The 6,896-nt window shown below is 37.7% G+C and carries 7 protein-coding genes; all 7 read left to right on the top strand.

Features of this window, described 5'->3' with window-relative positions:
* The coding region (locus tag ABYK33_RS12440; protein WP_373033571.1) for a hypothetical protein at window positions 1-436 on the top strand (436 nt) is incomplete at its 5' end.
* A 62-nt stretch (window positions 437-498) separates the two neighbouring features.
* Window positions 499-2,055, top strand: a complete 1,557-nt coding sequence (locus tag ABYK33_RS12445) for an oligosaccharide flippase family protein (protein WP_373033573.1) — start codon at window positions 499-501, stop codon at window positions 2,053-2,055.
* Window positions 2,052-3,005 carry a glycosyltransferase family 2 protein gene (locus ABYK33_RS12450; protein WP_373033574.1) on the top strand — a complete coding sequence of 318 codons (954 nt, stop codon included), beginning with the start codon at window positions 2,052-2,054 and terminating at the stop codon, window positions 3,003-3,005. The genes ABYK33_RS12445 and ABYK33_RS12450 overlap by 4 nt, the downstream gene beginning before the upstream one ends.
* Window positions 2,998-3,546, top strand: coding sequence for a DapH/DapD/GlmU-related protein (locus tag ABYK33_RS12455; protein ID WP_373033575.1), 549 nt, complete (start codon window positions 2,998-3,000; stop codon window positions 3,544-3,546). Before ABYK33_RS12450 ends, ABYK33_RS12455 begins: the two co-directional genes overlap by 8 nt.
* Complete coding sequence (locus tag ABYK33_RS12460; RefSeq protein WP_373033576.1) at window positions 3,546-4,640, top strand: glycosyltransferase family 4 protein; 1,095 nt, start codon at window positions 3,546-3,548, stop codon at window positions 4,638-4,640. The genes ABYK33_RS12455 and ABYK33_RS12460 overlap by 1 nt, the downstream gene beginning before the upstream one ends.
* Window positions 4,637-5,770, top strand: coding sequence for a glycosyltransferase family 4 protein (locus ABYK33_RS12465; protein ID WP_373033577.1), 1,134 nt, complete (start codon window positions 4,637-4,639; stop codon window positions 5,768-5,770). The genes ABYK33_RS12460 and ABYK33_RS12465 overlap by 4 nt, the downstream gene beginning before the upstream one ends.
* A partial coding sequence (locus ABYK33_RS12470) for a glycosyltransferase (RefSeq protein WP_373033579.1) occupies window positions 5,763-6,896 on the top strand: 1,134 nt, incomplete at its 3' end. The genes ABYK33_RS12465 and ABYK33_RS12470, both read left to right, overlap by 8 nt.

Raw genomic sequence — 6,896 nt, forward strand, 5'->3', positions numbered from 1 at the left:
CTTTACTTTGGGGCTAGGTCTTCATCTTGCCTACCACTTCAATGAATCTATCTCTCTCCATGCAGAGATCGCAGATTATTTCAAAGCCTTCACTAGTGAAGAAGCAGCGAAAGATGCCACTAACCGTATGATAGTTACCAGTGCAGCGTATGACTTTTCTCCGGAGAGAAGATACAGCCTTTTTGCCATAGCTGGTCTAGGCTACGAACAGCAAATGAAATATGACAAACAAGTTGATAGCCCTATATCATTGATGGGTTTTGGTTTTCGTTATATTTTTTCTGACCATGTAAGCGGTTATGTAGAAGGCCGATGGAAGTACGTCTTAGTCAACACCGAAACGCCAGATAGCTCGTTAATCGGGAGCATAGGTGTTGACTACCACTTTGGACTTTCGGATGAGAAGTCTAAGTTGATTGATAATGCAAACAGATAAAACTCATTAAAGTGAATGTTGACGTTTTGAAGAGATATCTGATATGGAATTAGAACGTCGCAATGTCTAATAAAACATTTAGTAAACAGCTCCCACTGAATCTCATAACAAATATTGCTGTGTTTATATTAAGTACCATTATTGGACTGTTTATGACACCTTTTTTGATTAAATATATAGGTATAGAAGGCTTTGGTGTTATTCGTTTAGCATTAGCAATTCCAGTGTATGTAGGTTTGAGTATGCTGCTTATTAGTGGAGCTGTTTCAAGGTTTTTGACGATTGACCTTCAGCGAAATGATCTTAAAGCTGCAAATAAGACCTTCAATACCGCTTTTTTTGGAATGTTTGGAATTAGTCTGTTGCTCCTTCCTATCGTGTATTTTTTTTCATTCAATATCAACATTTTTTTTAGTATTCCTACTCTATTTAAAGAGGATGCAGTTTTTTTATTTCTAGGTATATTATTGTCATCATTAGTGACTGTCTTTTCTGCAATGTTCATGATCCCAACATTCGCAAACAATAGGCTGGACATAAATAATTTTGTTCGTATCGGTACACTGACTTTACAAACGGTATTGATGATTGCACTTGTCTACTGGTTCACATTCCCTTTGACATCTGTTGGCTTGGCGCATCTGGTGGCAGCTATACTAGGGTTAATAATAAGTCTTAAAATATGGAAACGCTTTTCTCCATCAATCAGTATAGATGTCCGTTTATTTAGTTTGTCAAAATTCAAAGAGCTTGCCTTTATGGGATCATGGCTGATAATCGATCAGGTAGGAACAATCCTTTTCCTGTATGTTGATCTATTGGTGGTTAATTATGTATTCGGTGCCTCAGCTACGGGCGAATACTCTATACCTCTGCAATGGCAGACGATGCTTCGATCATTGGCAAGTGTCTTGGCGGGAGTTATTGCGCCAATGATCTTAATTAGCTATGCAAGAGGAGAATTTGATAAACTAAGAACTCTTTCGTATTCGTCTGTAAAGTTTCTTGGTTTGGCTTTGGCCATACCGATAGGGCTTATATGCGGATTCGCACCAGTATTACTCACACTTTGGGTGGGAGAGGAATTCCTACACCTCGTTCCATTACTCTGGTTGATGCTTATACCGATGGGGATTAACCTGGCTCTCGTAGCACTTTTCCCAATCAATACCGCTTTTAACAAAATCAAAATACCTGCCTATGTTACTTTGTTCACCGGCGCCATGAATGTATTGTTAGCACTACTGCTGACAATGCAGTTCGACATGGGCCTCTATGGCGTCGCTTTAGCCGGTGCGATATCTTTTACTACGCGGAATCTTTTATTTACGGTGCTATATACTGCAAAAGTAGCAGGCAGTAATCCATTGTTTTATTACAAAAATCTGTTTTTTGGTACTGTTGCAATGTTAGCTATTTTTGCATTGTCATATTACATTCAGAGTTATATCCTTATTGAAAGTTGGAGTGGACTGTTGGTAAGTGCTCTATTCATTTTGGTCCTGAGTGCTGGGATGATCTACAAATTTATGTTCAATAGTTCAGAAAAAAATCTTGTTGATGAGATGTTGCTGACGAGAGTCAAAAAGATGATGAATAGAAAAGAAGAAAACCTATGACTTTTGACAATAATAAATTGATGTTCTCGGTAGTGATTCCGTTATATAACAAAGCAAATCATATTCAAAGAGCCATAGATTCGGTACTAAACCAGAATGTTCAGAACTTTGAATTGATAGTTGTCAATGATGGTTCAACGGATGGTAGTGAAAAGGTTGTTGAACAGTATGTAGATTCAAGAATCATACTGATTAATCAGGAAAATGGTGGAGAATCTGCTGCAAGAAATCGAGGTATTAAAGAAGCCCAAGCCCCATATATAGCTTTTTTGGATGCTGATGATGCTTGGGAAGCTGATTTCTTGTTAACTATATCTGAGTTGATTACAGAGTATCCGGAAGCGGGTGCCTATGCAACTGCTTTGAAAACGCTAGAAGTGACGGGAGAATATAGAAGCTATACATACACCCCGTTGCCTTCCTACCCTTGGAAAGGGATAATAGAAAACTATTTTGATTGCCTTTCAAACGGTTCATACCCTTTGTCATCTACGACAACATGTGTTAGGAAAGAAGTTTTAATAAAAACCGGCAATTTCAACAGATCTTTGAGAATTGGTCCTGATATTGATATGTGGATAAGAGTTTTTTTGACAACAAAAATTGCATTTACTACTAAAATATGTGCAATATATTATCGTGATGCTGAAAATCGTTCAGTGGACATCAAGGATTTCAGCAAGAAAGAACTTGAACTTATTGTGTATTTGCATAAGTATATTTCGGAACCAAAAATGACTAAAGAATATTTATTCTTTTTTAAAAAGTTTTTGTCTAATAAACTGAATGCAATCACACTTCGTTATATTAATAATAATCGGAAGCAAGAAGCTATGTTAGTTTTATTCCAACATTGGGGACTTTTGGATTTTAGGCAAAAATTGAATGTGTTATTACGACTGTTATTATCCAAAAAACTGATTGATTTTGCAAGGAAATATTATGCGTGACATTCTACGTAAGATATTTAATAAGTTATTTCCACAACAGGATACTTTGTCTTTACTAATCGAAAGAGGACTTGTAGTCGGTAAAAATTTTAGTATGCAAAATGAAGTTATCATAGATCCAAACCACTGTTGGCATATTACGATCGGCGACAATGTAACATTAGCTCCACGTGTATATATATTGGCCCATGACGCAAGCACAAAAAGATCATTAAACTATACACGAATAGGAAAGGTGAAAATTGGGGATAACGTATTCATAGGGGCTTCAAGTACTGTTTTGCCTGGTGTAATTATCGGTAATAATGTTATTGTTGGAGCAGGGAGTATCGTTGTATCAGATATTCCAGATAACAGTATCGTAGTGGGCAATCCAGCAAAAGTGATTGATACCTATGATAATTACATGAAAAAAAGAAAAGATGAAATGAGTGCATTTCCATGTTTTGGAGAGGAATATACTATTCGAAAAAATGTGAGCAGTGAGATGCAAAATGAAATGAATGAAAAAATGACAGCAAAATTTGGATACCTCGTATAATGAAAATAGTTTTTGTATCCGGTAGTTTGCGAGGAGGAGGAGCCGAGCGGGTATTGAGTTTACTTGCTAATGAATTCTCCATGAGACACCATAATGTAACTGTCATTACAAAAGCGCCGGAATGTGATTATATATTAAATGAAAAGGTGAAGTGGAAGCCTATTTTTAGAAAAGATGAAATCAAGACAAGTGCCATCGATAAAATTAGCAGAAGGTTTAAATATCTCCCAAGATTATTTGCTTCAATTAAAAGTGAAAAACCTGATTTGATTATCTCCTTTTTAGTGGGTATGAATGGTAAAATCATATTAATATCCAGATTATTGAACATCCCCGTAATAGTTTCAGAACACACTAATCATAGAGCAGATATGAATCTTTTATCTTGGATAGAACGACGTTGGGTCTATAAGTTGGCTGATGCGGTAACTGTTTTAACAAAATATGATTACAACAACTACTATGCACATTTTTTGAAGAACGTATATGTCATGCCTAATCCTGTCAGTTTTACCCCTGTAGATGCATTATCACAAAGAGAAAAAATAATATTGGTGTCAGGAAATCTCAACAGATGGTCAATCAAGGGATTTGACAATCTACTGAAACTTTTCTCAAACGTTGTCACAGCGTATCCTGATTGGAAATTGAAAATAGCGGGTTCAGGAGAAGAAGGTAAAAAGTACCTAATGCAATTAGCTAATGAACTCAATATACAAGACAATGTCGAATTCCTGGGGTTTTGTCCTAATATTGACGAGGTTATGCAACAATCTTCTATTTTTGTTCTGAGCTCACGATACGAAGGTTTTGGGATGGTCCTAGTAGAAGCCATGTCTCAGGGGTGTCCCTGTATAAGTTTCGATTGTACTGCTGGACCGAATGAAATTATTAGAAATGGTGTGGATGGTATTTTGGTTGAAGATCAAAATATGCAGCAGATGGAATGTGAAATTATTAGGTTAATAGAAGATGATAAACTATGTAAAGAATTGGCTTTGAATGCAATAAAAAACATTCAACGATTTTCTGTACAAAAGATTGCTGATAAATGGATTGAACTAATAAACAAAGTTGTAGAAAATCATAAATGAAAATACTATTTATAATTGAAACTCTTGGTAATGGTGGGGCAGAACGGGTACTCGTCAGCACTTTGCCAGCGTTGCAAAAACTAGGTATTGAATGTGAAGTTGCCATTCTTTTTGAGCGTGATGATCTGGCAGAGGAACTGGAAACACAGAAGATTAGAGTACACCGTTTGCATCTTACCTACAAGTGGAATGTTGTTGAAGGCATTTATAAGCTTCATAAACTACTGAAGCAAAATGATTATGATATTCTGCATGCACATCTTTTTTTTGCCTACTTTTACACGGGGGTTATAAAACTTTTTCAGCCTAAGATCAAAACTGTGACAACCTTTCATAACCTCGGTTACAATACTTATCCTGCAACGACCTTGGTCAAAAAGCTTCGTAAAAATCTGGATGCCTTTATAGTTAATAAATTGGTAGACAAAAAAGTAGCGGTAAGCGGTGCCGTTAAAGATCACTATGCAGCACACCTAAACATTTCACATGTTGATGTAATCTTTAACTCATTTCCGTTGGGACAGATTGACACTGCACAAGATATTAAAGCAACAGAGATCTTAAAAAAATATGTCGATACAAGTATGTATGACCTTTTTTCCATTACGCCTGGTAGGCTGGTAAAAGAGAAGGGGCACACATATCTTCTTGAAGCGATAGAACGACTAGATAAAGAGACTATTAAACTATGTCATTTTATTGTAGGGTCTGGACCATTAGAAGAAGAGATAAAAAGCGAGATAAAAGAGAAAAAACTTTCAAATGTAGTTTTGATCCCTGGGCTGCCACAAGAGGATCTCTTTAATCTCATTGGAGCTTGTGCTTTTATTGCGGTTTCATCGATTTCTGAAGGTTTTCCTATGGTTGTAGGTGAATGTATGGCTCTAGGCAAACCTATTATTGCTACAGAAATAAGTGGTGTGGTCGATATGATTGAAAATAATAAAGAAGGGTTGCTCGTTCCTGCTAAAGACAGTGAAGCTCTGGCTAAGGCGATAGAACGACTTTATACTGATTCTACATTGCGCGACAGCTTGGCAGAACATGCCAAAGAGAAGATCAAACAGTTTGATACAAAGATCATTGCGAAGCAGTGGAAGCAGTATTATGAGAAGATGTTAAATGGCTAAGACACTCTACCTTTCACTTACCGGTATGACCGAACCGCTTGGACGTTCGCAGGTGTTGGAGTATCTGATGGACCTTAGTAAAGAGAATGCGATTTACCTGCTTTCGTTTGAACGAGAGAATGATCTGAAAAATGTGGATGAGATCCAAGCGCTTATCAAAGACCAAAATATCCAATGGCACTATTTGACCTATTCCAATAAGTATGGGGTGTTTTCTACTCTATGGCAGTTAGTTCAGGCCATACGCTTGGGTTCTAAGACCATTCATGAACACTCTATCGACATCGTGCACGCGCGGAGTATGATCCCTGCGACAATTGGCCTTGTATTAAAAAAGTTGTATGGGGTAAAGCTGCTTTTTGACATTCGTGGGTTTGCTATCGATGAAAAGGTCGATACCGGACGGCTGCAAAGGAGTTCACTGCTCTACAAGCTCCTAAAGAGGTTGGACGATCATCTGTACAAAGTGTCAGACCATATTGTGACACTGACCCATACTGCAAAAGAGATCCTACATCAGTCATTGGATATTCCGAAAGAGAAGATTACGGTCATTCCAACATGTGCCAGCAAAGAACTGTTTAAACTTTTGAATGAAGACGAAAAAAGAGTTTTCAAAAGTACGTTGGGTTATGCTGAAAAAGATAAAATCGTCGTGCATACCGGAACGGTGAGCGGCTGGTATGACTTTGAGGCAGAGGTCAGGCTGGTCAAAGCGATGATAAATCAGGATGAAGATGTCCGTTTTCTGGTGCTCAACAAGAATGAGCATCCCTTTGTCGAAAAAATACTGGAAAAATATTCACTCGAAAGAGAACGGGTAAAGGTGGCTTCATGTAGTTTTAATGAGATGTATAAGTACCTGAATATTGCGGATGCTTCGCTCTTCTTCATCAAACCCTCTTTTTCCAAACAGGCGTCGGCACCGACAAAGTTTGCCGAAAATGTGGTATGCCGGTTGCCGTCGGTCACCAATAGCGGTGTTGGTGATATGGGCTTTTACCTTGAACAGTACAAGGTAGGTATGGCTGTCGACCTCGATACACTGGATGCAAATCTCGAAAAGGTTGCAGCAGATGTAATCGGGTTGATGAAGAGCGGCGCTGTAGATGAAGATGACTTTAGC

It is taken from the genome of Sulfurovum sp. (assembly GCF_041562805.1).
Taxonomy (GTDB): domain Bacteria; phylum Campylobacterota; class Campylobacteria; order Campylobacterales; family Sulfurovaceae; genus Sulfurovum.

Coding starts and splice junctions, on each gene's coding strand:
- ABYK33_RS12465 (WP_373033577.1), top strand. CDS start 4,637: ATGAAAATACTATTTATAATTGAAACTCTTGGTAATGGTGGGGCAGAA.
- ABYK33_RS12445 (WP_373033573.1), top strand. CDS start 499: ATGTCTAATAAAACATTTAGTAAACAGCTCCCACTGAATCTCATAACA.
- ABYK33_RS12460 (WP_373033576.1), top strand. CDS start 3,546: ATGAAAATAGTTTTTGTATCCGGTAGTTTGCGAGGAGGAGGAGCCGAG.
- ABYK33_RS12450 (WP_373033574.1), top strand. CDS start 2,052: ATGACTTTTGACAATAATAAATTGATGTTCTCGGTAGTGATTCCGTTA.
- ABYK33_RS12455 (WP_373033575.1), top strand. CDS start 2,998: ATGCGTGACATTCTACGTAAGATATTTAATAAGTTATTTCCACAACAG.